Below are 26162 nucleotides of genomic sequence, written 5' to 3' on the forward strand. Positions count from 1 at the left end.
CTCCTTCGCTCATCGATGGCTGAAAACCACTCGCTCGAACTGCTGGTGCAGGCGCTGCGCCGCCTGCCTGGCGTGGGGGTGAAGTCGGCACAGCGCATGGCCTTCCATCTGCTGCAGCATGACCGCGACGGCGCCGTGCAGCTTGCCCGCGCGCTGGAGCACGCGGCCAGCTCGGTGAAGCACTGCAGCCTGTGCCACACCTTCACCGAAGACGACATCTGCCCCACCTGCCGCGATCCCCGGCGCGACCGCAGCCAGCTCTGCGTGGTGGAGACACCCGCCGATCAGGCAGCGATGGAGCGCACCGGTGCCTACAAAGGCCTGTTCTTCGTGCTCATGGGCAAGCTCAGCCCGCTCGATGGCGTGGGCCCGCGCGACATCGGTCTGCAGAAACTCTTTGACCGCATCAGCGCGCCGGCCGAACAAGGGGAGCCCGAGGTGCGGGAAGTCATCCTGGCCACGAACTTCACCGCCGAAGGTGAGACCACGGCCCACGTGATCGCGCAGGCGCTCAAGGGCCGCACGGACGTGCAGGTGACCCGCCTGGCCCGGGGTGTGCCGGTAGGCAGCGAGCTGGAGTACGTGGACCTGGGCACGATCGCCCATGCCCTGGTGGACCGGCGCTGACCGGCGCCATTTCTTCTCGAAAGCGCTTCATCATGAAACTGGCAGGATTGACCGTGGCGTATTGGGCGGTGGTGGTGGCTTCGCTGTTGCCGATCGGCTGCGCGTGGCTCGCCAAATCGGGCACGTTCTCCAAGCCGCGCCGCGATGGTGGTTTCGACAACCAGCACCCGCGCGAATGGCTGGCGCGCCAGAGCGACTGGCGGGCCCGCGCGAACGCCGCGCAGGCCAACAGTTTCGAGGCGCTGCCGTTCTTCATTGGCGCCGTGATCATCGCGCACCAGCTCGGCGCTTCACAGGTTCGCCTGGACGTTCTCGCCTTTCTGTTTGTCGTGCTGCGGGTGCTTTACATCATGATGTACGTGGCCAACCTCGCCACGGCGCGCAGCCTCGCGTGGACCCTGGCACTGATCGTCAATCTCGCGATCCTTTTCGTTTGACGCGCGCTTGCGTTCGACGCCGTTACATCAGCTTGCAAGTGCTCGGTACAAACCCGCTCGGGATTGGTCCTGATGCGGGTTTGCGGCCCGCCCCCTAGTCTCAAGGCTCATCCAAAGAATGTGCCGAGAGAGGAAACCGGGTCATGTGGAGTCGCCGAAACTGGGGACGTGTCTGTGCGTTGAGCGTGGCGTCGGTCGCCGTACCGTCCTTGCGCGCGCAGCCGGCGCCGGCCTCTGCGGCGCCACCCACACCTCGACCCGGTGCGCCCAAACTGGCGATTGCGGTCGATAGCCGCTCCTCGTTCTGCTACCTCCCACTGACCATCGCGGAACGCCTCGGGTACTTTGCCCAGGAAGGCATCGATGTGGAGGTGCGCGAGTTTCCCGATGTGGCGCAGTCGCTGCACGCCTTGCAGAGCGGTGCGGCCCATGTGCTGTCCGGCCCGTACCCGAACACGATCGCACTGCAGGCGCGCGGCCAGAACCTCCAGTCCTTCGTGTTGCAGGGGCGAGCGCCGCAGGTGGTGGTGGGGGTGTCGCTGGAGACCATGGGCCACAACGGCGGGGTGGCCGACCTGCGCGGCCGCCGCGTGGGGGTGATGGCCACGAGTGCCGCCTCGCACCGCGTGGCGAGCCTGGTGCTGGGCAAGGTCGGGCTGCGCGCCGCCGATGTGCGCTACGTGCCGTTGGCGAATGCCGCGGCGGCGGTTCAGGCGTTTCGCCGCGGTGAGCTCGATGCGATCAGCTACACCGACCCGACCGTGACGCAACTGGAGCAGATGGGTGCGCTCAAGGTGGTGGCCGACACGCGCAGCACGCGCGGCACGGCCGAGGTCTTTGGCGGTCCTTTGCCCTCCGGCTGTCTGTGCGCGCCGGGGAGCTTTCTGACGCAGTACCCCAAGGCCAGCCAGGCGATGGCCGATGCGATGGTGCACGCGCTCAAATGGCTGCAGACGGCGGGCCCATCCGACATCATCAAGGTGGTGCCCGAGCGCTACTTTCAGGGTGACCGCGCGCTGTACCTGGCGGCCTTCGCCCGCGTGCGCGAGGCCTGGACGGTCGACGGCATGATGCCCGAGACCGGGCCGGCCACGGCGGCGCGCATGTTGGCGCAGTTCGAGGAGCCCGGCTCGCTGCAGCGTGTGGATCTGGCGCTTACCTTCACCAACGACTTCGCACGCAAGGCCAAGGCCCGGTTCCGGGCCTGATTCTGGCGCGAGCGCCCGGTCGCTCAGTTCTTCTTGTCGGACTTGCCGCTGGACGCCACGCGCGTCTTGCTCGCGCTGGTGGCGGTCTTGGACTTGGTCTTCACCGGCTTGCTCGCGGTGGGCGAGGCCTTGCGCGCCGGTGTGGCCGTGGCCGACTTCTTGGCCGGGGCCTTGCTCGGCGGGGCGGCCTTGGCGACCGCGACCCGCTGCGGCAGCATGAGCGTGATGCGCTGGCCCGGTTTGAGCGCCGCGTTCACGGCCAGCTTGTTCCAGCCCGCCACGCTCACCGGGCTCACGCCATAGCGCTGGGCCAGGCGCGTCAGGTTCTCGCCCTTGCGCGCCTTGACGGTGGTGCGCTTGAGGATGACCTCCGGCTGGAAGCTGATCTGGCCGTTGTCGGCCACGTGCACCGGCACGTCGCCGTTGCGCTTGTCGGTGCGTGGCACGAGCAGGCTGGAGCCGGCGCGCACCTGCATGCGAGGCGGAATGTTGTTGACCGCGCGCAACTCGGCTTCGCTCATGCCCGCCCGGTCGGCGGCCTGGGCCACGGACATGGTGGTGGGCACGACCCAGGCCGTCCAGCTGGCCAGGGGGCCGGTGTGGGATTGCAGGTTGCGCTGGAAGATCAACGCGTTGTCCCAGGGCAGCAGCACATGCGGCGTGCCGGCGGCCATCACGATGGGCTGGCGCAGCGAGGGGTTGAGCGCGCGGAAGTCTTTTTCCGCCACCTCGGCCAGGCGGGCGATGAGGGCGACATCCATGTCGCGCTCCAGCGCGACGGTGTCGAAGAAGGGGTGGTTGCCGATCAGGGGCAGGGTGGTGTTGTAGGCCTCGGGCCGCGCCAGGATGTTCTCCACCGCCTGCAGCTTGGGCACGTACAGGCGCGTTTCCGCCGGCATGTTGAGGTCGGTGTAACCGGTGGGCTTGCCCAGGCGCTGGTTGTTGGTGATGGCGCGGTTGACGTTGCCCTGGCCCCAGTTGTACGCCGCCAGCGCGAGGTGCCAGTCCCCGAAGCGACCGTACAGCTGCTGCAGGTAGTCGAGCGCGGCCCGCGTGGAGGCGAGCACGTCGCGCCGATCGTCGCGGAAGGCGTTCTGCTTGAGGTCGAACGACTGGCCGGTGGCGGGCATGAACTGCCACATGCCTGCGGCGCGCGCGCTGGAGACGGCCTGTGGGTTGAAGGCGCTTTCGATGAAGGGCAGCAGGGCCAGCTCCATGGGCATGTTGCGGCGCTCGATCTCCTCCACGATGTGGAACAGATAGCGGCTGGAGCGCTCCGTCATGCGCTGCATGTAGTCGGGCCGGGTGGCGTACCACTGCTCGCGGTCGCGCACCAGGTCGCCTTCGAGGTCGGGCATGGCGAAGCCACGGCGGATGCGGTCCCAGAGGTCGGCGGGGGCGTCCAGCGTCGTCACGCTGGAGAGCGCGGTTTCGGCCGTGCCGATGGTGCTCAGGGGCACATCGCTGGGCAGGCGGTACGAGGGCAGGCGCGGCGCGTTGGCGGCGACGGGTGGCGTGGCGTTGGGCGCGCCGGTGGCGCCGCTGCCGGCCTCGGGCAGCGCCGTGGTGGCGCAGCCGGACACCAGCAGCACCAGGGCCGTGCCGGCCAGCGTCAGCCAGCGGCGGGCGGGACCGGTGGACAGGGGAGCAAAGGCGGGAGCGGGAAGGGCGGTCGGGAAGGCAGGGGTCATCTGAAAACGTTTTTCCATTCGCGAAGCGTGGCGAAAACCGACACGGCATCGGTGGCAATGCCCGGCTCGTGGGCCTGGGCGGAGCGCACGACGGCGGTTTCGCCGGTGCGCAAGAAAGGATTGATCTGTTTTTCCAGCCCGATGGAGCTGGGCAGCGTGGGAAAGTTCTGCGCGCGTTGCGCCTGGCAGTGGGCGGTGTAGGCCGCCAGCTCGGCATTGCCGGGCTCCACCGCCTGCGCGAACTTGAGATTGGACAGCGTGTACTCGTGGGTGCAGCACACGCGGGTGGAGGCGGGCAGGGCGGCCAGCCGGGTGAGCGAGTCCAGCATCTGGGCCGGCGTGCCCTCGAACAGGCGGCCGCAGCCGCCGGAGAACAGCGTGTCGCCACAGAACAGCAGCGGGGCGCCGTCCAGGGCGGGCGTGTAGTAGGCGATGTGGCCGGCGGTGTGCCCCGGCACCTCGATCACCTCGAAGCGCAGGCCGAGCACCTCCACCGACTCGCCTTCGCCGACGCGCTGCAGCGGCTCGGGCATGGGCTCGAAGGCCGGGCCGATCACGCGCGCGCCAGTGGCCTCGCGCAGTTCGGCCACGCCGCCGGTGTGGTCGGCGTGGTGGTGGGTGATCAGGATGGTGTCCAGCCGCAGGCCTTCCTGTACCAGCCACCGGGCCACGCCCGCGGCTTCGCCAGGGTCCACGACCAGCGCCTGGGCGCCGTCGTGCAGGGCCCAGATGTAGTTGTCGCTGAAGGCCGGGATCGGAATGAGGTGCATGGGACGGATGTCGGGTAGGGCGTGTAGAGTGCGGGGCTGGCCTTCCCGGTGGTTTGCAGTGTCGCAGACTTCCTGCCGGAACCGGCTTCGGCCCCACCGCACATGACCGCAAAAATTATAGGGTTGACCGATTGGTTTTCGACCGCGCCCGGCCAGTACCTGCTGGCGTGGGAGCAGGCCCAGTTCGACCTGGCGGTGGCCGACCTCTTTGGCTACAACGCCTTGCAGCTCGGTTTGCCCGAGCTGGAGGGCCTGCAGGCCAACCGCATGCCGCACCGCTGGCTGGCGCTGCCCGAGGTGCTGCCGGCCAGGGCCGAGGGCCGCGCCCCGCGCGTGGCCCTGATCACCGACGCGGCCGCCCTGCCGTTCCCCGAGGCCAGCCTGGACCTGGTGGTGCTGCCCCACACGCTGGAGTTCAGCGCCGACCCGCACCACGTGCTGCGCGAGGTCGAGCGCGTGCTGGTGCCCGAAGGCCGGGTGGTGATCTCGGGCTTCAACCCCACGAGCCTGTGGGGCCTGCGCCAGGGGCGCGGCCGGTTCTGCGCCCGGGTGGGCCTCAACGCCTTCGGTGCCTCCAGCCTGTACCTGCCTGAAGCAGGGGATTTCATCGGTCCCTGGCGCCTGCGCGACTGGCTGAGGCTGCTCAGTTTTGAAGTAGAGTCGGACCGCTTTGGCTGCTACCGCCCGGCGATGCGCACCGACACCTGGTTGCAGCGCTACGCCTGGCTGGACCGCGCCGGTGCCCGCTGGTGGCCCATCTTTGGCGCGGTGTATTTCGTGGTGGCGGTCAAGCGCGTGCGCGGCATGCGCCTGCTGGGCCCGGCCTGGAAGCCCAGGCGCGCCACTTCGGCCGCCCCGGTGTCGGTGACCCACCGGCACTGAACGCCGCCGCGCCTCTCCCTTTTTGTATTCAGGAGCTTTTTTTGAACCATGTGGTGATCTACACCGACGGTGCCTGCAAGGGCAACCCTGGGCCTGGCGGCTGGGGCGTTTACCTCAAGTCAGAGGGTTTCGAGAAGGAGTTGTGGGGCGGCGAGCGCGAAACCACCAACAACCGCATGGAACTCACCGCGGTGATCGAAGGCCTGGCCGCGCTCAAGCGCCCCTGCCGGGTCTCGCTGTACCTCGACAGCCAGTACGTGCGCCAGGGCATCACCGAGTGGATCCACGGCTGGAAGCGCAAGGGCTGGGTCACGGCGGCCAAGCAGCCGGTGAAGAACGCCGACCTCTGGCGCAAGCTCGATGGCCTGGTGCACGCCGGGCCCCACCAGATCGAATGGCACTGGGTCAAAGGTCACGCCGGCGACCCTGGCAACGAACGGGCCGACGCCCTGGCGAACCGGGGCGTGCCGGCCTGAGTCCTACAGGGGAAATCCCGTCACCGGCGGCTCCCACCCACTGCTACATTTCGTTTCATCGATCTGTGCCATGCCCCACGGGGGTAGGGCGTCCTTTTCCCCGGCAGTGGAATCCATGGCGAACAAAGCGCTTTACGTGGTGGTGGCCGTCGTTGGCATCGGTCTGGCCTCCGGTGCAGCCTGGTGGCTGCAGAACCGGGATGCCATCACCCCGCCGGTGGCCGGCACCGGACCGGGCGCTTCCGGTGCAGCGGCCGGTGGCGCACCCGGTGTGGAGGTGACGCGGGTGAAGGCCATCCGGCTGCAGGACGACGCCCAGGCCGTGGGCACCCTGCGCTCCCGCCAGAGCGTGACGCTCAAGCCCGAGACCAGTGGCCGGGTGGCCCGGATCGTCTTCGCGGACGGCGCCCGGGTCAAGGCGGGCCAGTTGCTGGTGCAACTCGACGACACCTTGCAGCGCGCCGAATTGAGCCAGGCCCAGGCCCAGCTGTCCATCGCGCGCGCCAACCTCAAGCGCAACCAGGATCTGGTGGCGCAGAACTTCGTGGCCCAGCGCGTGGTGGAGGAAAGCCAGGCCAACCTGCAGGTGGCCGAAGCCCAGGTGGCGCTGGCCGACGCGCGGCTGCAGCGCATGCGCATCACCGCCCCGTTCGCGGGCACCGTGGGCCTGCGCAGCATCAACCTGGGGGCCTACGTGAAGGACGGCGACAACCTCGTGAACCTCGAGGACACGTCCATGCTCACGGTGGACTTCCGCTTGCCGGAGCGCTACCAGACCCAGCTCGCCCCGGGCCAGGTGGTGCAGGTGCAGCTCGATGCCTTGCCGAACCGCTCGTTCGAAGCCAAGGTGCTGGCCGTGGACCCGCTGCTCGACGCCAATGGCCGCTCCATCTCCGTGCGGGCCGTCATGCCCCCTGCGGCCGACAACGTGTTGCGTCCCGGCATGTTCGCGCGCGTGCTGATCGTCTTCTCGGTCAACGAGCGCGCGTTGGTGGTGCCCGAGGAAGCCCTGGTGCCCCAGGCCGGCAAGCAGTACGCCTACGTGCTCGACGAACAGGGCGAGGGCGACGCGAAGAAGCGCCACTCGCGCCGGGTGGAAGTGGCCCTGGGCGCGCGCCGGGGTTCGGATGTCGAGGTGGTCAGCGGCCTGCGGCAGGGCGACACCGTGGTGATCGCCGGCCAGCAGCGGCTGCAGCGCGATGGCACCGCGGTGCGGGTCGTGAACATGGCTGCGCCTGCCGCCGCTGAAACGGCCCCGGCGCCGGCGCGCTGAACCCTCAGGAACTCGCATGCAACTGCCTGAGATCTCGATCCGGCGCCCGGTGTTCGCCTCGGTGCTGTCCCTGCTCATCCTGCTGGTGGGCATCGTGTCGTTCAACGGCCTGACGGTGCGCGAGTACCCCAAGATCGATGAGCCCACCGTCACGGTCTCCACGCGCTTCGGCGGGGCGTCCAGCGAGGTGATCGAGTCGCAGGTCACCAAGCCGCTGGAAGACTCGCTCGCGGGCATCGAGGGGCTGGACGTGATCACCTCGATCAGCCGCCAGGAACAGAGCCAGATCACGGTGCGCTTCAAGCTCGAGCGCGACCCCGACTCGGCCGCCGCCGATGTGCGCGACAAGGTCAGCCGCGTGCGCCAGCGTCTGCCGCAGGACGTGGACGAGCCGGTGATCGCCAAGGTGGAGGCCGACGCCTCGCCCGTGATCTGGCTGGCCCTTACCTCCGACACCCACAGCGCGCTGCAGCTCAGCGATTTCGCCAACCGCCTGGCCAAGCCCGTGCTGCAAACGGCGCCCGGCGCGGCCGAGGTGCGCGTGTACGGCGAGCGCCGCTATTCCATGCGCATCTGGATGGACCCGGACCGCCTGGCCGCCTACGCGCTGACCGTGCAGGACGTGGAAGACGCCCTGCGCCGCTCCAACCTGGAAGTGCCGGCCGGCCGCATCGAGAGCACGCTGCGCGAGTTCAACGTGACCGCCGCCACCGACCTGCAGACGCCCGAGCAGTTTTCGGCGGTGGCGATCCGCAACGTCAACGGCCAGACCATCCGCATCGCCGACGTCGCGCGCGTGGTGCAGGCGCCGCAGGACGAACGCACCTCGGTGCGGCTCAATGGCCGCGACGCGGTCTCGCTCGGCGTGATCCGGCAGGCGACCGCCAACCCGCTGGAGCTCTCGGCCGCCGTGCGGCAGATGCTGGAGAAGGTCAAGCAGGACCTGCCCGCCGGCGTGAACGTGGACATCGCCAACGACAACTCGGTCTTCATCGACCGCTCGATCAAGGCGGTCTACACCACCATCGCCGAAGCCGTGGTGCTGGTGGCGCTGGTCATCTTCGTGTTCCTGCGCACGCTGCGCGCCTCGATCATTCCGCTCATGACCATCCCGGTCAGCCTGATCGGCGCGTTCGCGCTGATGGCGATGTTCGGTTTCTCCATCAACACGCTCACGCTGCTGGCCCTGGTGCTGGCCATCGGCCTGGTGGTGGACGACGCCATCGTGATGCTGGAGAACATCTACCGGCACATCGAGGAGGGCATGAAGCCCTTCGACGCGGCGATCCAGGGCGCGCGCGAAATCGGCTTTGCCATCGTGGCGATGACGCTCACGCTGGCGGCGGTGTATGCGCCGCTGGCCTTCACGCCCGGCCGCACCGGCCGTCTGTTCGCCGAGTTCGCGCTGGCGCTGGCCGGGGCGGTGGTGGTTTCCGGCTTCGTGGCGCTCACGCTTTCGCCCATGCTGTGCTCCAAGCTGCTGCGGCACAACCCCAACCCGGGCCGGTTCGACCGCGGCATGGAGCGCGTGCTCAATGCGGTCACGCGCGGCTTCAGCCGGGTGCTGGGCGCCTCGCTGCGGGTTCGCTGGCTGGTGGTGGCGGTCATGGCCGGCAGCGCGCTGGCCAGCGCGTGGATGCTGCAGACCATGCGCCAGGAGCTCGCGCCGATCGAGGACCGCGGCGTGATCCTGGCCAACATCAACGGCCCGGATGGCGCCACGCTGGCCTACACCCGCAAGTACGCGGAGGCGATCGAGAACATCGCCCAGGACTACCCCGAATTCGACCGCATCTTCGTCAACGTGGGCAACCCCTCGGTGGCGCAGGGCGTGGTGTTCATGCGCGCGCTGCCCTGGGAAGAGCGCGAGCGCTCCACGCAGCGCATCGCGCGCGAGATCACGCCGCGCCTGGCGTCGCTGCCGGGCATCAGCGCCTTTCCCATCACGCCGCCCTCGCTCGGGCAGGGCTTTCGCGAGCGCCCGATCAACTACGTGATCGTCACCTCCGACAGCTACGAGAACCTGGCGCAAACCGTGCGCCGCTTCCAGGACGAGCTGAGCAAGAACCCGGGCCTGGTGCAGATCGACACCGACCTGCGCCTGAACAAGCCCGAGATCCGCATGGACGTGGACCGCGAGCGCGCGGCCGACATGGGTGTGAACGTGGATGCCATCGCGCGCACCGTCGAGACCATGCTGGGCGGCCGCATCGTCACGCGCTACAAGCGCGACGGTGAACAGTACGACGTGGTGGTACAGACCGTCTCGGGCAACCGCAGCACGCCCGAGGACATCGACCGCCTGTTCGTGCGCGGCCGCAACGACGCCATGATTCCCCTGGCCTCGCTGGTCAAGATCAGCGAGGTGGTGGTGCCGCGCGAGCTCAACCACTTCGGCCAGCGCCGCAGCGCGTCCCTCACCGCCAACCTGGCGCCCGACTACTCGCTGGGCGAGGCCCTGCAGTTCATGGACAAGACCGCGCGCGAGGTGCTGCCCGCCGGCTACACCACCGACCTGAACGGCCAGAGCCGCGAGTTCCGCAACGCCTCGGGCTCGCTGGCCATCGTCTTCGCGCTCTCGCTGCTGTTCATCTACCTCGTGCTCGCGGCGCAGTTCGAGAGCTTTGTCGATCCGTTCATCATCATGCTCAGCGTGCCGCTGTCCATGATGGGCGCGCTGCTGGCGCTCAAGCTGACGGGCGGCACCATCAACGTGTTCAGCCAGATCGGGCTCATCACGCTGGTGGGGCTGATCACCAAGCACGGCATTTTGATCGTGGAGTTCTCCAACCAGCTGCGCGACCAGGGCCTGGAGAAGTTCGAGGCCGTCAGACAGTCGGCCGCGCTGCGCCTGCGGCCCATCCTGATGACCACGGGCGCCATGGTGCTGGGCGCCATTCCGCTGGCGCTGGCATCTGGCGCGGGGGCCGAGAGCCGGCAGCAGATCGGCTGGGTGATCGTGGGCGGCATGAGCGTGGGCACGCTGCTGACCATCTTCGTGGTGCCCACCATGTACACGCTGCTCTCGCGCGACAAGTCCCATTCGAAGGCGAAGGCCGCGCAGCACGAGGGCGGCCACGCGGACGCCGCCATCCCGGCCAAGTGAGCCGGGTCAGATCGCGCCGTCGAACATCATCACGTCCACCGGGTCGCCCGCGGCCACGTTGCCCTGGCGGTGGTGCAGCACGATCAGGCCGTTGGCCTCCACCATCGAGCTGAGCACGCCCGAACCCTGGTTGCCCGTGGTGCGCACGCTGAGCGCGCCGTCGGGCGTGCGGGTGACGATGCCGCGCTGGTACTCGGTGCGGCCCGGCTTCTTGCGCAGGGCTTCGCCGCTGTGGGCTTGCAGCAGCACGGGTTCGCTGGGTGAAGCGCCCATAAGGCGCTGCAGGGCCGGGCGCACGAAGGCCAGGAAGGTGACCATCACCGCCACCGGGTTGCCTGGCAGCCCGAACAGCACGGCGCTCTTGCCGGCCTCGTCGATGCGGCCCACCGCCATGGGGCGGCCCGGGCGCATCGCGATGCGCCAGAAGGCCACGTCGCCGAGCTGCTTCATCATGGCCTTGGTGTGGTCGGCCTCGCCCATGCTCACACCACCGCTGGTGATGATGGCGTCGGCCTTGAGGGCGGCGGTGCGGAAGGCCGCTTCCAGCTCGGCGGGCTCGTCGCGCACCACGCCCATGTCGACCACCTCCACGCCCAGGCGCGTGAGCAGGCCGAAGATGGTGTAGCGGTTGCTGTCGTACACCGCGCCTTCGCGCGGCGTTTCGCCCAGGCTCAGGATCTCGTCGCCGGTGGAGAAGTACGCCACCTTCACGCGGCGGAACACCTTCACGGTGGGCAGGCCCAGGCTGGCCAGCAGGCCCAGCGCCGCCGGGCCGAGTGTCTGGCCTTGGTGCAGAGCGGCTTCGCCGGCCATGAGGTCTTCGCCCAGCAGGCGGCGGTTGTCGCCCGCGCTCACCACGTTGGGTGGCACCACGACGCGATCACCTTCTGCTTTCACGAATTCGAGCGGCACCACGGTGTCCAGCCCGGGCGGCATGATGGCGCCCGTCATGATCTTCAGGCACTCGCCCGCGCCCACGGTGCCGGCCCAGGCCTTGCCCGCGAAGGCCGTGCCCGTCACGCGCAGGCCCAGCGGCTCGCCCGGGCGCAGCTGCCCGCTGTCGAAGGCGAAGCCGTCCATGGCGGAGTTGTCGTGCGGCGGCACGCTGATGGGCGAGACCACGTCCTGCGCCAGCACGCGGCCCAGCGCGTCGAACACGCCCAGGTCTTCGGTGGCGGTGACCGGCTCGACCAGGCGGGCGAGGAAGTCGTTGACGCGTTCGGCGCTGATGGCCTGCGGGTCGTAGCCCTGCAATTCGGCCGCGATCTGCTCGATGGATTTCATGGACAAACGAACGGAGGGCCGAGCGCTCAGCCCTTTTCGAGGGCGTGCAGTTCGGCCAGGGTGTTGGTGTTGAAGAAGGCCTTGGGGTCGTCGCCCGGCCGGTCGAAGGGCACGATCACCGTGCGGTGCTGGTCGGTCCAGCGGTCGATCTTGCGCCCGCCGGCCTGGGTGAAGACCAGCAGGCTTTCCATGAGCTCCACCCGAATGAGGCAGAACACCGGCTGGGGCCGCAACTGGCCGTCTTCCTCCAGGGCGCCGGCCATGGCGATTTCGGTGGTCTCGTCTTCGAACGCCTGAGCCAGCCGCTGGGCGAGGTCGAGCGGGAAGAGGGGCGTGTCGCAGGGCACCGTGAGCAGGTAGGGCGTTTCGCAGCGCTCCAGGCCGGTCATGAAGCCGGCCAGGGGACCCGCGTAGCCGTCCAGGGTGTCGGGCCACACCGGCACGCCGAAGGCCTCGTAGGCCGCCAGATTGCGGTTGGCGTTGACCATCTGACCGCCGACCAGCCCGCCTTCCTGCATCTGCAGGCGCAGCAAGGCGTGCAGCGCCAGCGGCGTGCCGTTGAAGTTCTGCAGGCCCTTGTCGACGCCGCCCATGCGCGAGCCGCGGCCGCCGGCGAGCACGAGGCCCGTGATTTGATGGGAATGGATCATCTGTTTTGCTTAACCGCCGATGTAGCTCATCTCGACGCGACGTGCGCCTGCACCGGCTTCGGGCGGAAGGCTGGCGCGCAGTTCGGAGTACCGGTCGCTGCGGCCTTGCCAGATCGCCGCGATCGCGCTGGCGAGCTGCTCGTCGGTGGCATCGCCGCGGATCAGGTGGCGCAGGTCGTGGCCCTGGCTGGCGAAGAGGCAGAGGTAGAGCTGGCCTTCGGTGGACAGACGGGCGCGGTTGCAGTCGCTGCAGAAGGCCTGCGTCACGCTGCTGATCACGCCGATCTCGCCCGAGCCGTCGGCATAGGCCCAGCGCTCGGCGGTTTCGCCGGGGGCCGATGCGCCGAGTTGCACCAGCGGCAGTTCGCGGTGGATGCGTTGCACCACCTCCGCGCTGGGCAGCACCTCGTCCATGCGCCAGCCGTTGGTGGCGCCCACGTCCATGTACTCGATGAAGCGCAGCACGATGCCCGTGCCCTTGAAGTGGCGCGCCATGGGCAGGATCTCGTGGTCGTTGGTGCCGCGCTTGACCACCATGTTGACCTTGATCGGGCCCAGTCCCGCGGCCTGCGCTGCGGCAATGCCGTCGAGCACATCGGCCACGGGGAAGTCCACGTCGTTCATGGCGCGGAAGATGGTGTCGTCCAGGCCGTCCAGGCTGACCGTGACACGTTGCAGGCCGGCGGCCTTGAGGGCGTGCGCCTTGCGCGCGAGCAGCGAGCCGTTGGTGGTCAGCGTGATGTCCAGCGGCTGGCCTTCCACCGTGCGCAGCGCGGCCAGCTGTTCGATCAGGATTTCGAGGTTCTTGCGCAGCAGCGGCTCGCCGCCGGTGAGGCGGATCTTCTGCACCCCGTGCGCGACGAACTGGCGCGCCACGCGCGTGATTTCCTCGAAGGTCAGCAGCGAGCTGTGCGGCAGGTAGGGGTAGTCCTTGTCGAAGATGTCCTTCGGCATGCAATAGCTGCAGCGGAAGTTGCAACGGTCGGTCACGCTGATGCGCAGATCGCGCAGCGGGCGGCCCAGCGCGTCGCCGAGCAGGCCGGTCGGGGCCGTGCCGACCTGAGGGACGCGCGCGGCCACGGAGACCAGGCGCTGGTCGATCAGGGGAATGACGCGTTCGGACATGGGCCGATTATGGGCGAGTGACCGCCGGACCGCACGGGAACACCCGGGGGTACCGGTGTTGCCGCGAGGGCATTTCCGCCTGAGCGGGCCGGGTCAGGCCGGCTCGGCGCGGCCCACCCGGGTGTATTGCGTGGCGTTGTCGCGCAGCCATTGGGCGGAGAGCTCGCTGGACTGCTGATCCGGGTGGAAGTCGCGGCGGAAGTAGGCGCGCCAGGGCTTGAAGGTCTGGCGCAGCAGGCCGTCGCGGCCAAGCATGTGGCGGGCGGCGCTGCGCCACGTGCTCCAGCGCCAGAGCGTGCCATCGCGCCTGAGGTTGTTCACCGTCTGGCGCAAGGTGTCGGTGAGAAAGACCAGCGTGATGCGGCGCATCCAGGTCGTGCGCCAGGTGTGGCTGCCGCCCAGTGCCTGGTACAGGTCGAAAGCGGTGCACTTGTGCTCGGCCTCTTCGGCGCTGTGCCAGAGCCAAAGGGTTTTCAATCGCGGCTCGCTGCCGTCCAGCAGTTGGGGGTGAGACAGCATCCACTCGGCGAAGAGGGCGGTGAAATGTTCGTTGGCGGCGGTGATGGCCAGGCCGTGGCGCGGGTCCGTGCCCTCCAGCAGTTGGAGGCGGTCACGTGCGCGGGGTTCCCAGTCGTTCACCAGGCCGTGTTTCTCGATCTGCGCGTTGAACAGCGCGTGGATGCGCCGGTGGGTGGCTTCCTGGCCCACGAAACCCTGGACTTCGGCTTGCAGCTCGGCTTGGCGCTCGGGCGGCAGGGCCTTGAAGCCGTTGCGCACCGAGTCGATGAAGAACTGCTCGCCGATGGGAAAGCTCATCGACAGCGCGTTGAACCACGCGGTCAGAAAGGCGTCGCCGCCGCACCAGTGGCGGGCCACGGGTTGTTCCAGATCGATCAGCAGGCGGCGGACAACGAGTTCGGTCATGGTGGGGCGTGGGTGGAAAAACGGATTGGTACCGTGTCGTACCAAGTCGTGATGGTGCGTGTTTCGATTCGCCCTGTCAAGCGGAGAAGAATGGGGTGCAGGCCCTAAGATGCCCGTCCATGAAGCCGAAAAACACCCGCAGCGCCGACGCCACCGTGCCGAACGAACACCGTGGTCGCCTGCTGCAAGCCATGCCACGGTCGCTGCGGCCCAGGGTCTGGCGGCCACGTCGATCGCGGCCGTGGTGGCCGAGGCGGGGGTGTCCAAACGCACGTTCTACGAGCATTTCGCGGACAAGGACGCCTGCTTTCTCGAGCTGTACCGGGCGGCCAGCGCCTCCGCGCTGCGCACCCTGCGCGAGGCCGTGCAGCCCGAACGCCCCTGGCAGGACCAGGTCGAACATGCCTTGGGTGCGTACCTGGCGCACCTGGCCAGCGGGCCGCAGCTGATCCGCATGCTGTTCGTGGAAATCCACCATCTCGGGCCAGCCGGTGCCCTGGTGCGCCGCGAGGTGATGCAGCACCTGGCCGACTTCATGCTCGAGACCATCAACGCCGAGCGTGAGGTGCTCACGCCCACCATGGCGGTGGCGGCCGTGGGCGGCATCCAGGAGCTGGTGCTGCAAGCGATCGAGCGGGGCGAGGCGGCCCAGCTCGATCGCCTCACCCCCAGTGCCAGCGCGGTGGTCCGCCTACTGGCGGGGGCGGCCCAGAAAAAAGGCCCGCCGAAGCGGGCCCTTTGAACCTTCGAGAACGGGATCAGGCCGCCAGCGGCAGCAGCGGCACGATCAGCAGCGCCACGATGTTGATGATCTTGATCAGCGGGTTGACGGCAGGGCCTGCCGTGTCCTTGTAGGGGTCGCCCACGGTGTCGCCGGTCACGGCGGCCTTGTGCGCCTCGCTGCCCTTGCCGCCATGGTGGCCGTCTTCGATGTACTTCTTGGCGTTGTCCCAGGCCCCACCGCCGGTGCACATGGAGATGGCGCACGAACAGGCCGGTGACGATGGTGCCCATCAGCAGGCCGCCCAGCGCTTTCGGGCCCAGGAACACGCCCACCAGGATGGGGACCACCACCGGCAGCAGCGAGGGGATCACCATCTCCTTGATGGCCGCCGTGGTCAACATGTCGACCGCCTTGCCGTACTCGGGCTTGGCCGTGCCTTCCATGATGCCGGGGATCTCCTTGAACTGCCGGCGCACCTCCACAACCACCGAACCGGCGGCACGGCCCACGGCCTCCATCGCCATGGCACCGAAGAGGTAGGGGATCATGCCGCCGATGAACAGGCCGATGATCACCATCGGGTCGCTCAGGTCGAACTTGATCTGGTGGCCGTAGGTTTCCAGCTTGTGGGTGTAGTCGGCGAAAAGCACCAGCGCGGCCAGGCCGGCGGAGCCGATGGCGTAGCCCTTGGTCACGGCCTTGGTGGTGTTGCCCACCGCGTCCAGCGGGTCGGTGATGTCGCGCACGCTGCTGGGCAGCTCGGCCATTTCGGCGATGCCGCCGGCGTTGTCGGTGATGGGACCGTACGCGTCCAGCGCGACCACGATGCCGGCCATGCTCAGCATGGCGGTGGCGGCGATGGCGATGCCGTACAGGCCCGCCAGCGTGTAGGAGGCCACGATGCCGACGCAGACGAACAGCACCGGCCAGGCGGTGGAGCGCATGGACACGCCCAGGCCGGCAATGATGTTGGTGCCGTGGCCGGTGGTCGAGGCTTGCGCGATGTGCTTGACCGGCGAGTACTGCGTGCCGGTGTAGAACTCGGTGATCCAGACCAGCGCGGCGGTCAGCACCAGGCCCACGGCGCAGGCACCGAAGAGGCGCAGCTGGCTGCCTGTGGCGGTGATGGCGTTGTCCGGCATGATCCAGGCGGTGACGAACCAGAAGGCGATCAGCGAGAGCACGCCTGCGATCGCCAGGCCCTTGTACAGCGCGGGCATCACGTTCTTCATGCCCGGGCTGGCCTTCACGAAGAAGCAGCCGACGATGGACGCCAGGATGGATACGCCACCGAGCACCAGCGGATAGAGCACGGCCTGCATGGGCGCGGCCGCGACCATGAGGGCGCCCAGCACCATGGTGGCGATCAGCGTGACCGCGTAGGTCTCGAACAGGTCGGCTGCCATGCCGGCGCAGTCGCCCACGTTGTCGCCCACGTTGTCGGCGATCACCGCCGGGTTGCGCGGGTCGTCTTCCGGAATGCCAGCCTCGACCTTGCCCACCAGATCGGCGCCCACGTCGGCACCTTTGGTGAAGATGCCGCCGCCCAGGCGCGCGAAGATGGAGATCAGCGAGGAGCCGAAGGCAAAGCCGATCAGCGGGTTCAGCAGCTTGGCCAGATCGGCCGCTGGCGTGAGGTTGCCGTTGCCGACCAGGAACCAGAAGAAGCCGGACACGCCCAGCAGGCCCAGGCCCACGACCAGCATGCCGGTGATGGCGCCGCCGCGGAAGGCCACGTCCAGCGCCGGGCCGATGCCCTTGGTGGCCGCTTGCGCGGTGCGCACGTTGGCGCGCACCGAGATGTTCATGCCGATGAAGCCGCAGGCGCCCGAGAGCACGGCACCGAGCACGAAGCCGATGGCGGTGGGGCCGTCGAGGAAGACGCCGATGAGGATCGCCAGCACCACCCCGACGATGCCGATCGTCTTGTACTGCCGCGCGAGGTAGGCCGCGGCGCCGGTCTGAATGGCCCCGGCGATTTCCTGCATGCGGGCGTTGCCCGCGTCCTGAGAAAGAATCCAGCTGCGGGACCAGAAGCCGTAGATGACGGCCACCAGCCCGCAGACCAACGCAAAGATCAGCGCAGATTGTCCAACCATGAGAATTACTCCTGCTTGTTTCGACTTGGAGGGGGCAACGCCTCCGGGGCTGCCCCCGCTGCGTTGCTTCCTCGCTGCCGGTTTGCGCTGCGTTGCACAGCGTTGAAACAGGGCGATTGGCGAACCCCTTGAATTTAGCGGGGAAATGCCACTTGCGACTCCTTGTGGCCAGGTTTGTCAGCCTGGAGTCGGTAAAATCAGGGTAAATCCTAGGCGCGCCGGGCCGAATCCGGGCGCGCCTTTGTTCGCCGGCAGGCCTGCCGGACCGAAAAGCCCCTTTTCAAACCACGACCTTATCAACATGTCCCTTGACAACGTCACCCCAGGCAAAAACGTTCCCGAATCGTTCAACGTGATCATCGAGATCCCGATGAACGCCGACCCGATCAAGTACGAGGTGGACAAGGAAACCGGCGCGATCTTCGTGGACCGCTTCATGAGCACGGCCATGCACTACCCGACCAACTACGGTTATGTGCCGCAGACGATCTCTGGCGATGGCGACCCGGTCGACGTGCTCGTGATCACGCCCGTGCCCCTCATTCCCGGTGTGGTCGTGCCCTGCCGCGCGATCGGCATCCTGAAGATGCAGGACGAGGCCGGCGAAGACGGCAAGGTGCTGGCCGTGCCGACCGACAAGATCCTGTCGATCTACACCCAGTGGCAGAAGCCCGAAGACCTGAACCCGATGCGCCTGAACACCATCCAGCACTTCTTCGAGCACTACAAGGACCTGGAGCCCGGCAAGTGGGTGAAGGTGATCGGCTGGGAAGGCAAGGACGCCGCCCACCAGGAAATCCTGGACGGTATCGCGAACTACAACAAGGCCAAGCAGGCCTGATCAACCCAGGCTCAAGGCGCTGCCTTGAGCGGATTTCGCAGGGCCAGGTGATCGAGGTACTCCCCGATCCCCTGGCCTTCGCGTTCCAGGAAGCGTTCCACCGCGTCCGCGAACGCGGGATGTGCCAGCCAGTGGGCGCTGGTCGTCTTCACCGGCAGCAGGGCGCGCGCCATCTTGTGTTCGCCCTGGGCGCCCCCTTCAAAACGGACGAAGCCGTGTGACATGCACCAGGCCAATGGCTGGTAGTAGCAGGCCTCGAAGTGCAGGCAGTCCACGCGCTCCAGTGCACCCCAGTAGCGCCCGTAGGCCACGCGGGTGTGGTCGTCGATGCCGATCAGGCTGCAGGCCATGGGCCGGCCTTCGCGTTCGGCGATGAACAGCAGCCAGTGTTGCGGCATGGTGGTCGCCATGCGGCGGAAAAATCCCGGCTCAGGTAGGGCGCGTTGCCGTGCTCGAGGTAGGTGCGCTCGTAGCAGCGGTAGAAGAAGTCCCAGTCGGCCTCCGAAATGTCGGCGCCGCGCGACCAGCGGAAGCGCACGCCCGCATCGGCCACCTTGCGCCGCTCCTGCCGGATTTTCTTGCGTTTTTCCTGCTGCAGGCTGGCCAGGAAATGTTCGAAATCGTCAAAGGGCTGGCCCCTCGCATCCTGATTGCTCCAATGGAACTGGACGGTGTGCCTGAGCATCAGGCCGGCGGCATGGCACGCGTCGATGTCGTGGGGTTGCGCGAAGAGCAGGTGCAGCGACGACAGCTGTTCCTCTCGGGTGTGCGCGATCAAGGCCTCTACCAGCGCCGCGCGCGAGGCCGGGTCGCGGGCCAGCAGGCGCGCGCCCGGCACCGGGGTGAACGGCACGGCCACCAGTGCCTTGGGGTAGTAGTCCAGCCCATGCTGAGCGTATGCATTGGCCCAGGCCCAGTCGAACACGTACTCGCCGTAGGAGTGGCTCTTCAGGTACATCGGGCAGGCCGCGTGCAGCACATCGCCGCGCCACAGCGTCACGAACTGGGCTTGCCAGCCGGTGGCCTCTCGCGCGCTGCCGCTTTCGTGCAGCGCCGACAGGTACTCATGGCGCATGAAGGGGCTGGGGTCGGGCTCGTTGTCCAGCAACGCGTTCCAGGCGCCGGCATCGATCGCCTGCGGCGAGGCAAAGACCCGGGTGACATAATCGATTTCAGACAAACACGGCTCCCGCCCACCGCGTTTTCGCGGTCTCTCCAGCAAGGTTTCCAGACCCCATGACTCTCTCCATTTGCGTGGCCCAGCTCAACTTCGTGGTGGGCGACATGGTGGGCAACGCCCGGAAAATCGTCGACGCCGCCACCCAGGCCCATGCCCGTGGCGCGCGCCTGCTGCTCACGCCCGAGTTGGCCCTCTGCGGTTACGCGGCCGAGGACCTTTTCCTGCGGCCGGCGTTCATCGATGCGTGTGATGATGCCCTCAAAGTCATCGCGGCCGGGACGACCCACCTCAAAGGCCTGCACATCGTGGTGGGACATCCGGCGCGGGCGCCTGGGGCCACGATCGAACGGCGCGAACGCAGCGTGGCCGTGGCTTACCTGCACAACGCGGCGAGCGTGTTGCGCGAGGGCCTGGTGACCCACACCTACGCCAAGCGCGAGCTGCCCAACTACCAGGTGTTCGATGAGCGCCGCTACTTCGTGCCGGGCCACGCGCCCTGCGTGATCGAGGTGGAAGGCGTGCGCGTGGGCCTGCTGATCTGTGAAGACGCCTGGTTCGACGCCCCTGCCGCCGACGCCCGGGCCGCCGGCGCCGACCTGCTGGCCGTCATCAATGCTTCGCCGTTCCATGCCGGCAAGGGCGGCGAGCGCGAAGCCACCATGCGCGAGCGGGTGCGCTCCACCGGTCTGCCGCTGGTCTACGCGCACCTGGTGGGCGGACAGGACGAGATCGTCTTCGAGGGGCGCAGCTTCGTGCTCGGTGCCGACGGCGCCCTGGCTGGTCGCGCGGTGAGCTTCGAGGAGACGCTGTTCGATGTGGCCTTCACGCGGGATGGAGCTGGCTGGCAGATCACCGCCGAGACCGACCGCGCCCACAGCCCGGAGGCCGACCTGTGGCATGCGCTGGTGCTGGGCGTGCGCGACTACCTGGGCAAGAACGGATTCCCAGGCGCCATCCTGGGCCTGTCGGGCGGCATCGACTCGGCGCTGGTGCTGGCCATCGCGGTCGACGCGCTGGGCAAGGACCGTGTGCGCACGGTGATGATGCCGTCGCCGTACACGGCCGACATTTCCTGGATCGATGCGCGCGACATGGCTGCGCGCATGGGCGTGCGCTACGACGAGATCGCCATTGCGCCCCAGTTCGAAGCCTTCAAGGCCAGCCTGGCCAGCGAGTTCGCCGGCCTGTCCGAAGACACGACGGAAGAGAACCTGCAGGCGCGCATCCGCGGCACCCTGCTCATGGCCTTGTCCAACAAGTTCGGCAGCATCGTGCTGACCACCGGCAACAAGAGCGAGATGGCCACGGGCTATTGCACGCTGTATGGCGACATGGCCGGCGGTTTTGCCGTCATCAAGGACGCTGCGCAAAACCATGGTCTTCAAGCTGGCCCGCTGGCGCAACGCGCACGATCCCTACGGCACGGGTGCGAACCCGATCCCGGAACGCATCATCACGCGCCCACCCAGCGCCGAGCTGCGACCCGATCAGAAGGACCAGGACAGCCTGCCGGAATACCCGGTCCTGGACGCGATCATCGAGCGCTACATGGAGAACGACCAGAGCCCCGAGAGCATCGTGGCCGCCGGCTTCGAGCGGGCCGACGTGGACAAGGTGGTGCGCCTGATCCGCATCAACGAATACAAGCGCCGCCAGGCACCCGTGGGCATCCGCGTGACCCACCGCAGCTTCGGCAAGGACTGGCGCTACCCGATCACCAGCAAGTACCGCGCTTAAACGCTGCGCAGCGCCAGCACCGCGCGCATCTCACCCACCTCGATGCCCGCCGCGTTCTTCAATGGCGGGGGAATCAGGCTGGCGAGGGCGGCCCGGCTGGATTCGTCGAGCCAGCCGAGTTGTTCCAGGGCCGACACGAAGGCCACCATCAACGGGGCCAACTGACCATCGCCGACTTTGGCGGCGATGCCGATGCCGCGGCTGAAACTCGCCAAGGCCTGAACGCCGTCGGCGCCGACCTTGCTCACCCAGTCGCCGCGGCCTGCCTGCATCAGGGCCAGGTCGTTGCGGCCTTGCCCGCTCACGCGTTCGGGGTGGCGGCTCATGGCGCGGGCGATGCGCTGTGGTGCCTGGCGATAGATCGGGTCGGGCTCGGCCAGCGTCAGGCGGGCAAACGCGTGCGCCAGCGAGCGCAAGGGCAGGGCGTAGTTGGGCGCGCTGCAGCCATCGGTGCCGCGCACCAGTTGGTCGACGGGCACGCCGGAAAAATGGCTCACGCTGGCCGCAATCTGCTGTTGCACCGGGTGGTCGATGTCAAGGTAGTTGCCGGACGAGGCGCCGAGCGCGTGGGCGAGCAACAGCATGCCGGTGTGCTTGCCCGAGCAGTTGTGGTGCAGCCGGGTGAAGCGCGCGCCCGGTGCCGGCGTGGCGCCCGTGGCCCCGAAGAAGAAGGGCACGTGGGTGCCGCAGGCCAGCGCCGATTCGTCTGCGCCCAGCTTGCCCAGCAGCGCGGCGACACCGTCGACGTGCAGGGATTCGCCGCTGTGGCTGGCGCAGAGCAGCGCAATGTCGGTGTCGCTCAGCCGGTAGCGCTCCGCGGCCTGGGCGATCAAGGGCATGGCCTGGAATGGCTTGAGCGAAGAGCGCGTGAACATCGGGGACGCCACGTCGCCCACGGCCGCCAGCAGCCTGCCCTGCGCATCCACCACCGCCATGGAGCCGTGGTGGACGTTCTCGGGATGGCCTCCCCGGTAGGCCACGGTGAGGGGAACGTGTCGGGGCAGGGCGTGTGCGGACATGGTGGCGCGAGAAGGGTTGAGCCCGCAGTGTACGAACGTTGCGCGATGCGTTGGGCATAATGAAATGCAGACAAGCTTTTCCCGCAACGCCCCCGGAGCCTCCGAATGAAACAAATCACCGCCGTCATCAAACCGTTCAAGCTCGAGGAAGTGCGCGAGGCCCTGGCCGAGCAGGGCGTGACCGGCTTGACCGTGACCGAGGTGAAAGGATTTGGCCGGCAGAAGGGCCACACCGAGCTCTACCGCGGTGCCGAGTACGTGGTGGACTTCCTGCCCAAGGTCAAGGTGGAAGTCGTGGTCAAGACCGACGACGTCGATCGCTGTGTGGACGCGATCATCCGCGCCGCCCGCACCGGCAAGATCGGTGACGGCAAGATCTTCGTGACCTCGGTCGAGCGCGTGGTGCGCATCCGCACCGGCGAAGAGGACGAAACCGCGGTCTGAGACCCGGTTCCGCGAGGCTCAGATGGCCTCGATGCGCGGCTCGGGCGCCAGCCCGGCGGACTGCACCAGTTCAGGCAGCAGGCTGGCCGGATCGCGGCCCACGCGGATCAGGTCCATCTGCCAGGCGTTCATGAACTGCTGCTCGACGCCGGTGCGCAAAAAGGTTTCCAGGCCGTCGTAGTAGCCACCCACGTTGAGCAGGCCCACGGGCTTGTCGTGGTAACCCAGCTGGCGCCAGGTCCAGACCTCGAAGAACTCCTCGAAGGTACCGATGCCACCCGGCAGAGCCACGAAGGCATCGGCGCGTTCGGCCATCATGCGCTTGCGCTCGTGCATGGTGTCCACCACGTGCAGCTCGGTGCAGCCGTGGTGCGCCCATTCCTTTTCCACCAGGGCCTTCGGGATGATGCCCACCACGCGGCCCCCGGCGGCGAGCGTGGCTTCGGCGACCACGCCCATCAGGCCGTTGCGGCCACCCCCGTAGACGAGTTGGCCGCCCCGGCTGCCGATCCATTCGCCCACGGCGCGGGCGGTGTCGGTGAAGGCTGGGTGCGCGCCGGGGCGCGAGCCGCAGTAGACGCAGAGGGAGAAGGTGGGAGAAGTCATGAGGGTGAGGAAAAAATGGTCAGGCCCAGCGGGTCCACAGGGCGGCGATCCAGATGCCGGCGCACAGCAGCAGGCTCAGCAGCACCGCCGCGCTGCCCATGTCCTTGGCGCGTTTGGACAGGTCGTGCCATTCGGGACCGATGCGGTCAATGGCGGTTTCGATGCCGGTGTTGAGGAGTTCGACCACCATCACCAGCAACACCGAGGCGGCGAGCAGGGCCGTCTCGACCCAGTTTCGGCCGAGCCAGAACGCTGCGGGAATCATCACCAGGGCGGCCAGGGCTTCCTGGCGAAAAGCCGTTTCGCCCCAGCCGGCGCGCAGGCCGGCCAGGGAATAGCGGAACGCATGAGCCATGCGCGTGAGGCCGGTGCGGCGCTTCTGGGCGTCAACGGGTTCTTGGTTGTTCATTGGAGACTGGTTTTCAGCGCTTGGCACGTGGCGGTGTTGGGGGCGGGGCCTGGCGCACGAGGCGGGTGCCGGCGAGCGCATCGTGCAGAAACTGGCGCTGCGGATGGAAGCGCGAGAGCAGGGCCCAGACGACGATCCAGCCGCACAGCAGCACCGCCAACTCGCCCCCAGGCAAGCCCATGAGGCCAGAGACCGCCAGCGGTGGCAGCAACCACAGCCAGGACAACAGGTAGCGCAGCAGGGCGCGAGCCTGGGTGAGCGCGCGCCCATGGCGGTCCACGACGCGGATGTGCCAGGTCTTCATGGCCAGCGTCTGGCCCTTGGCCCAGAACCAGGCGAAGTAGATGCCGAACACCACGAACAGGAAAGCCTGCTGGGCATGCCGGTTGTCCAGAGCGTGCCGGGTTTGGGTGAGCGTGGAAAACAGGTAACCGGCGAGGAACACGACGCCGAACATCAGCATGCCCTCATACAGCCAGCAGGCCATGCGGCGGCGCAGCGAGGGCGCCATCAGGTTGGGTTCGGCGCTGGAAGGGGGCGTGGTCGAGGCAGGCGGGGAAGCGGGCATGAGGCAGGCGGCGGGCGCGAAGGCGGCAAGGAAGACGGGAATTGTCGCATTGCGGCACATGCGGGCGCCTTTTTCGGGGTAGCTTCCGACGCCCCGGCTGGAAAAACCTTGTTGCGGTGCGATAATGCCGGCTGCAATTCAAAACAAGGCAAACGGATCAGGGTCCGGCGGGGTATGTGCCCGCTCATGGCCATTGGTCTCAAGTCTCGAAACCGCTCCACAAGAGTGAGTCAAGAGGCACCCAAGGTTTTTCGTCAGAGAAATTCTCGAAAGGTTCATCATGGAAATCAGCAAGGCCGAACTGGCCTCGGCTGCCGCCGCCAAAGGCGCAGCCCCTCAAGACCTCCGCGGCGCAGAAATCCTCATCAAGGCCCTCCAGGCCGAAGGTGTGAAGTACGTCTGGGGCTACCCCGGCGGTGCTGTGCTGCACATCTACGACGCTTTCTACAAGCAGAACACGATCCAGCATGTGCTGGTGCGCCATGAGCAGGCCGCCGTGCACGCGGCCGACGGCTACGCGCGCGCCACCGGTGACGTGGGCGTGGCCCTGGTCACCTCCGGGCCGGGCGTGACCAATGCCATCACGGGCATCGCCACGGCCTACATGGACAGCATTCCCATGGTCATCGTGACCGGTCAGGTGCCCACCGCTGCGATCGGCCTGGACGCCTTCCAGGAGTGCGACACCGTGGGCATCACCCGCCCCATCGTCAAGCACAACTTCCTGGTCAAGGACGCGCGCGACATGGCGATGGTCATGAAGAAGGCCTTCCACATCGCCCGCAGCGGCCGGCCCGGCCCGGTGGTGGTGGACATCCCGAAGGACGTGTCCTTCAACAAGGTGCCCTACAACGGCTACCCCGACTCGGTGGAGATGCGTTCCTACAACCCGGTGCGCAAGGGCCATGGCGGCCAGATCCGCAAGGCGCTGCAACTGCTGATGACGGCCAAGCGGCCCTACATCTACACCGGTGGCGGCGTGCTGCTGGGCAACGCCACCAACGAGCTGCGCACGCTGGTGGACATGCTGGGCTACCCGGTCACCAACACGCTGATGGGCCTGGGCGCCTACCCGGCTTCCGACCGCAAGTTCCTGGGCATGCTGGGCATGCACGGCACGATCGAGGCCAACAACGCCATGCAGAACTGCGACGTGCTGCTGGCCGTGGGGGCACGTTTCGACGACCGCGTGATCGGCAACCCCAAGCACTTCGCGCAGAACGAACGCAAGATCATCCACATCGACATCGACCCGTCGAGCATCTCCAAGCGCGTCAAGGTCGACATTCCCATCGTGGGCGACGTCAAGGACGTGCTGACCGAGCTGATCAGTATGGTGCGCGAGAGCACCGCGCGGCCCGATGACAAGGCCCTGGCCGAGTGGTGGAAGACCATCGAGGCTTGGCGTTCGCGCGACTGCCTGAAGTACGACCGTGGCAACAAGGACGTGATCAAGCCGCAGTACGTGCTGGAAACGCTGTGGAACATGACCAAGGATGCCGACACCTACATCACGTCGGACGTGGGGCAGCACCAGATGTGGGCGGCCCAGTACTATCGCTTCGACGAGCCGCGCCGCTGGATCAACTCCGGTGGCCTGGGCACCATGGGTGTGGGCATTCCCTATGCCATGGGCATCAAGCTGGCCAAGCCCGACAGCGAGGTGTTCTGCGTGACGGGTGAAGGCTCGGTGCAGATGTGCATCCAGGAGCTGTCCACCTGCCTGCAGTACAACACGCCCATCAAGGTCGTGGCCTTGAACAACCGCTACCTGGGCATGGTCCGGCAGTGGCAGGAGATCGACTATGAAGGTCGCTACAGCCACAGCTACATGGACGCGTTGCCGAACTTCGTCAAGCTTGCCGAGGCCTATGGCCACGTGGGCATGCTGATCGAGCGTCCCGAGGACGTCGAACCGGCGTTGCGCGAAGCGCGCAAGCTCAAGGACCGCACGGTCTTCATGGACTTCCGCACCGACCCCACCGAGAACGTGTTCCCGATGGTTCAGGCCGGCAAGGGCATCACCGAGATGCTGCTGGGTTCCGAAGACCTGTAATCCCCGAAGCGAGGCGGCGAAAAGCC

At 67.7% G+C, this 26162-nt stretch carries 21 protein-coding genes and 3 pseudogenes; 12 read left to right on the top strand and 12 right to left on the bottom strand.

The window, feature by feature from the left end:
• Positions 1-15: 15 nt before the first annotated feature.
• The 3 genes from recR (at position 16) to ACFJGX_RS16105 (ending at position 2272) form a co-directional block, all read left to right on the top strand.
• A complete protein-coding gene (gene recR / locus ACFJGX_RS16095; RefSeq protein ID WP_291120795.1) occupies positions 16-627 on the top strand; it encodes a recombination mediator RecR in 612 nt (203 codons plus the stop codon).
• Between the two features lie 32 nt (positions 628-659).
• Entirely contained in the window at positions 660-1064 is a 405-nt protein-coding gene (locus ACFJGX_RS16100; protein ID WP_291120797.1) for an MAPEG family protein, read from the top strand.
• Between the two features lie 143 nt (positions 1065-1207).
• Positions 1208-2272, top strand: a complete 1065-nt coding sequence (locus ACFJGX_RS16105; RefSeq protein ID WP_382157427.1) for an ABC transporter substrate-binding protein — start codon at positions 1208-1210, stop codon at positions 2270-2272.
• 23 nt (positions 2273-2295) lie between these two features.
• Here the strand turns inward: ACFJGX_RS16105 and ACFJGX_RS16110 are convergent, their stop codons facing one another.
• Together ACFJGX_RS16110 and gloB are read right to left on the bottom strand one after the other, a co-directional pair.
• Positions 2296-3963 carry a transglycosylase SLT domain-containing protein gene (locus tag ACFJGX_RS16110; protein ID WP_382325166.1) on the bottom strand — a complete coding sequence of 556 codons (1668 nt, stop codon included), beginning with the start codon at positions 3961-3963 and terminating at the stop codon, positions 2296-2298.
• Entirely contained in the window at positions 3960-4733 is a 774-nt protein-coding gene (gene gloB / locus ACFJGX_RS16115) for a hydroxyacylglutathione hydrolase (RefSeq protein WP_382325164.1), read from the bottom strand. Before gloB ends, ACFJGX_RS16110 begins: the two co-directional genes overlap by 4 nt.
• 102 nt (positions 4734-4835) lie before the next feature.
• On the opposite strand from gloB, the gene ACFJGX_RS16120 reads away from it, so the two are divergent.
• From ACFJGX_RS16120 to ACFJGX_RS16135, 4 genes are all read left to right on the top strand, one after another.
• Positions 4836-5615: a class I SAM-dependent methyltransferase gene (locus ACFJGX_RS16120; protein ID WP_382325162.1), complete on the top strand. Its 780-nt coding sequence runs from the start codon at positions 4836-4838 to the stop codon at positions 5613-5615.
• A 41-nt stretch (positions 5616-5656) separates the two neighbouring features.
• Positions 5657-6091 (top strand): ribonuclease HI, encoded by a 435-nt coding sequence (gene rnhA, locus ACFJGX_RS16125; protein ID WP_382157435.1) that lies wholly within the window; start codon positions 5657-5659, stop codon positions 6089-6091.
• 115 nt (positions 6092-6206) lie between these two features.
• Entirely contained in the window at positions 6207-7364 is a 1158-nt protein-coding gene (locus ACFJGX_RS16130; protein ID WP_382325160.1) for an efflux RND transporter periplasmic adaptor subunit, read from the top strand.
• Positions 7365-7380: 16 nt separating this feature from the next.
• On the top strand, positions 7381-10470 hold the full coding sequence (locus ACFJGX_RS16135) for an efflux RND transporter permease subunit (protein WP_382325158.1): 3090 nt from the start codon (positions 7381-7383) through the stop codon (positions 10468-10470).
• A 6-nt stretch (positions 10471-10476) separates the two neighbouring features.
• On the opposite strand, the gene glp is transcribed toward ACFJGX_RS16135, so the two are convergent.
• The 4 genes from glp to ACFJGX_RS16155 all read right to left on the bottom strand — a co-directional run bounded on the left by glp (position 10477) and on the right by ACFJGX_RS16155 (position 14453).
• Complete coding sequence (glp, locus tag ACFJGX_RS16140; protein WP_382325156.1) at positions 10477-11754, bottom strand: gephyrin-like molybdotransferase Glp; 1278 nt, start codon at positions 11752-11754, stop codon at positions 10477-10479.
• A 26-nt stretch (positions 11755-11780) separates the two neighbouring features.
• Positions 11781-12404, bottom strand: a complete 624-nt coding sequence (gene mobA, locus ACFJGX_RS16145; RefSeq protein WP_291118881.1) for a molybdenum cofactor guanylyltransferase MobA — start codon at positions 12402-12404, stop codon at positions 11781-11783.
• Between the two features lie 9 nt (positions 12405-12413).
• Positions 12414-13529, bottom strand: a complete 1116-nt coding sequence (gene moaA / locus ACFJGX_RS16150) for a GTP 3',8-cyclase MoaA (protein WP_382325154.1) — start codon at positions 13527-13529, stop codon at positions 12414-12416.
• Between the two features lie 93 nt (positions 13530-13622).
• A complete protein-coding gene (locus ACFJGX_RS16155; RefSeq protein WP_382325152.1) occupies positions 13623-14453 on the bottom strand; it encodes a metal-dependent hydrolase in 831 nt (276 codons plus the stop codon).
• A 109-nt stretch (positions 14454-14562) separates the two neighbouring features.
• Here ACFJGX_RS16155 and ACFJGX_RS16160 point away from each other — a divergent pair, with 109 nt between their 5' ends.
• A complete protein-coding gene (locus ACFJGX_RS16160; RefSeq protein ID WP_382326563.1) occupies positions 14563-15195 on the top strand; it encodes a TetR/AcrR family transcriptional regulator in 633 nt (210 codons plus the stop codon).
• A gap of 16 nt (positions 15196-15211) precedes the next feature.
• Here the strand turns inward: ACFJGX_RS16160 and ACFJGX_RS16165 are convergent.
• Positions 15212-17276, bottom strand: a pseudogene (locus ACFJGX_RS16165) (sodium-translocating pyrophosphatase).
• Positions 17277-17577: 301 nt separating this feature from the next.
• On the opposite strand from ACFJGX_RS16165, the gene ppa reads away from it, so the two are divergent.
• Entirely contained in the window at positions 17578-18117 is a 540-nt protein-coding gene (ppa, locus tag ACFJGX_RS16170) for an inorganic diphosphatase (protein WP_382157451.1), read from the top strand.
• An 11-nt stretch (positions 18118-18128) separates the two neighbouring features.
• On the opposite strand, the pseudogene ACFJGX_RS16175 reads toward ppa, so the two are convergent.
• Positions 18129-19297 (bottom strand): annotated as a pseudogene (locus ACFJGX_RS16175) (GNAT family N-acetyltransferase).
• Between the two features lie 56 nt (positions 19298-19353).
• On the opposite strand from ACFJGX_RS16175, the pseudogene ACFJGX_RS16180 reads away from it, so the two are divergent.
• Positions 19354-21034 (top strand): annotated as a pseudogene (locus ACFJGX_RS16180) (NAD+ synthase).
• Here ACFJGX_RS16180 and ACFJGX_RS16185 read toward each other — a convergent pair.
• A complete protein-coding gene (locus tag ACFJGX_RS16185; RefSeq protein WP_382325144.1) occupies positions 21031-22053 on the bottom strand; it encodes an asparaginase in 1023 nt (340 codons plus the stop codon). The pseudogene ACFJGX_RS16180 and the gene ACFJGX_RS16185 sit on opposite strands and share 4 nt — an antisense overlap.
• Positions 22054-22158: 105 nt before the next feature.
• On the opposite strand from ACFJGX_RS16185, the gene ACFJGX_RS16190 reads away from it, so the two are divergent.
• On the top strand, positions 22159-22497 hold the full coding sequence (locus tag ACFJGX_RS16190; protein WP_066265986.1) for a P-II family nitrogen regulator: 339 nt from the start codon (positions 22159-22161) through the stop codon (positions 22495-22497).
• An 18-nt stretch (positions 22498-22515) separates the two neighbouring features.
• Here the strand turns inward: ACFJGX_RS16190 and ACFJGX_RS16195 are convergent, their stop codons facing one another.
• Genes ACFJGX_RS16195 through ACFJGX_RS16205 form a run of 3 tightly spaced genes read right to left on the bottom strand, consistent with a single transcriptional unit; the run spans position 22516 to position 24080 of the window.
• Positions 22516-23103 carry a TIGR00730 family Rossman fold protein gene (locus tag ACFJGX_RS16195; protein WP_382325142.1) on the bottom strand — a complete coding sequence of 196 codons (588 nt, stop codon included), beginning with the start codon at positions 23101-23103 and terminating at the stop codon, positions 22516-22518.
• A gap of 19 nt (positions 23104-23122) precedes the next feature.
• Complete coding sequence (locus ACFJGX_RS16200) at positions 23123-23512, bottom strand: diacylglycerol kinase (RefSeq protein ID WP_382157461.1); 390 nt, start codon at positions 23510-23512, stop codon at positions 23123-23125.
• A 13-nt stretch (positions 23513-23525) separates the two neighbouring features.
• On the bottom strand, positions 23526-24080 hold the full coding sequence (locus ACFJGX_RS16205; RefSeq protein ID WP_382325140.1) for an RDD family protein: 555 nt from the start codon (positions 24078-24080) through the stop codon (positions 23526-23528).
• A gap of 280 nt (positions 24081-24360) precedes the next feature.
• On the opposite strand from ACFJGX_RS16205, the gene ACFJGX_RS16210 reads away from it, so the two are divergent.
• Positions 24361-26136: an acetolactate synthase 3 catalytic subunit gene (locus ACFJGX_RS16210; protein WP_291118916.1), complete on the top strand. Its 1776-nt coding sequence runs from the start codon at positions 24361-24363 to the stop codon at positions 26134-26136.
• Positions 26137-26162 lie beyond the last annotated feature (26 nt).

The organism is Hydrogenophaga sp. UC242_50 (genome assembly GCF_042697355.1).
In the GTDB taxonomy this organism is placed as follows: domain Bacteria; phylum Pseudomonadota; class Gammaproteobacteria; order Burkholderiales; family Burkholderiaceae_C; genus Hydrogenophaga.

Bases quoted from the DNA above. Each gene is read 5' to 3' on its own strand.
- recR (WP_291120795.1), top strand. From the start codon at position 16: ATGGCTGAAAACCACTCGCTCGAACTGCTGGTGCAGGCGCTGCGCCGC.
- ACFJGX_RS16100 (WP_291120797.1), top strand. From the start codon at position 660: ATGAAACTGGCAGGATTGACCGTGGCGTATTGGGCGGTGGTGGTGGCT.
- ACFJGX_RS16105 (WP_382157427.1), top strand. From the start codon at position 1,208: ATGTGGAGTCGCCGAAACTGGGGACGTGTCTGTGCGTTGAGCGTGGCG.
- ACFJGX_RS16110 (WP_382325166.1), bottom strand. From the start codon at position 3,963: ATGACCCCTGCCTTCCCGACCGCCCTTCCCGCTCCCGCCTTTGCTCCC.
- gloB (WP_382325164.1), bottom strand. From the start codon at position 4,733: ATGCACCTCATTCCGATCCCGGCCTTCAGCGACAACTACATCTGGGCC.
- ACFJGX_RS16120 (WP_382325162.1), top strand. From the start codon at position 4,836: ATGACCGCAAAAATTATAGGGTTGACCGATTGGTTTTCGACCGCGCCC.
- ACFJGX_RS16130 (WP_382325160.1), top strand. From the start codon at position 6,207: ATGGCGAACAAAGCGCTTTACGTGGTGGTGGCCGTCGTTGGCATCGGT.
- ACFJGX_RS16135 (WP_382325158.1), top strand. From the start codon at position 7,381: ATGCAACTGCCTGAGATCTCGATCCGGCGCCCGGTGTTCGCCTCGGTG.
- glp (WP_382325156.1), bottom strand. From the start codon at position 11,754: ATGAAATCCATCGAGCAGATCGCGGCCGAATTGCAGGGCTACGACCCG.
- mobA (WP_291118881.1), bottom strand. From the start codon at position 12,404: ATGATCCATTCCCATCAAATCACGGGCCTCGTGCTCGCCGGCGGCCGC.
- moaA (WP_382325154.1), bottom strand. From the start codon at position 13,529: ATGTCCGAACGCGTCATTCCCCTGATCGACCAGCGCCTGGTCTCCGTG.
- ACFJGX_RS16155 (WP_382325152.1), bottom strand. From the start codon at position 14,453: ATGACCGAACTCGTTGTCCGCCGCCTGCTGATCGATCTGGAACAACCC.
- ACFJGX_RS16160 (WP_382326563.1), top strand. From the start codon at position 14,563: ATGCCCGTCCATGAAGCCGAAAAACACCCGCAGCGCCGACGCCACCGT.
- ppa (WP_382157451.1), top strand. From the start codon at position 17,578: ATGTCCCTTGACAACGTCACCCCAGGCAAAAACGTTCCCGAATCGTTC.
- ACFJGX_RS16185 (WP_382325144.1), bottom strand. From the start codon at position 22,053: ATGTCCGCACACGCCCTGCCCCGACACGTTCCCCTCACCGTGGCCTAC.
- ACFJGX_RS16190 (WP_066265986.1), top strand. From the start codon at position 22,159: ATGAAACAAATCACCGCCGTCATCAAACCGTTCAAGCTCGAGGAAGTG.
- ACFJGX_RS16195 (WP_382325142.1), bottom strand. From the start codon at position 23,103: ATGACTTCTCCCACCTTCTCCCTCTGCGTCTACTGCGGCTCGCGCCCC.
- ACFJGX_RS16200 (WP_382157461.1), bottom strand. From the start codon at position 23,512: ATGAACAACCAAGAACCCGTTGACGCCCAGAAGCGCCGCACCGGCCTC.
- ACFJGX_RS16205 (WP_382325140.1), bottom strand. From the start codon at position 24,080: ATGCCCGCTTCCCCGCCTGCCTCGACCACGCCCCCTTCCAGCGCCGAA.
- ACFJGX_RS16210 (WP_291118916.1), top strand. From the start codon at position 24,361: ATGGAAATCAGCAAGGCCGAACTGGCCTCGGCTGCCGCCGCCAAAGGC.